This window comes from Asticcacaulis sp. AC466, assembly GCF_000495815.1.
GTDB lineage: Bacteria > Pseudomonadota > Alphaproteobacteria > Caulobacterales > Caulobacteraceae > Asticcacaulis.
On sequence record NZ_AWGE01000059.1, the window covers coordinates 1 to 476 of the forward strand.

General features: G+C 39.7%; 1 protein-coding gene. It reads left to right on the forward strand.

Features of this window, described 5'->3' with window-relative positions; all coding sequences use genetic code 11:
- Window positions 1–16: 16 nt before the first annotated feature.
- Window positions 17–476: hypothetical protein (locus tag AEAC466_RS44700; protein ID WP_155913925.1), on the forward strand; the 460-nt coding region annotated here is incomplete at its 3' end.

Below are 476 nucleotides of genomic sequence, written 5' to 3' on the forward strand. Positions count from 1 at the left end.
TGTTCAAGAAGGACTAATGTCATCATTGTGGCAGGCTTGGTGTATTTATTGCCGAACTATTATATTTGGTTCGTTAACTGATGGGCTAACGGTAAATGGAAATAGAGTATCTTCAGCTTATTCTCATTTAACTGATAGGGAGTTGGTTTTTCTTGCGCAAAAAGCCTCGCAGGGAGCAAATTTAGCAGCAGCCATCGTGAGATCGGCACAACCGCATATAGAAATGACTTGGGGGGATGCTCTTAAACTAAACCCGGTTATAACTGCTTTCAATCCCACTAATTCAGGTGTTCTTATAAGTGGATTGGGTGCGGTTAGTCTTCTCTTAGATTTGCAAAAATTTAGAAATGCAAACGCGCATATAACATCCTTCACAATAGGTGAGGTTAAACGTGCTCAAGTTAGATACACACACACAAAGTTTCGTCATCCATCTGATACGATGTTTTGGATAGATCCCCAAACTAATGATTATT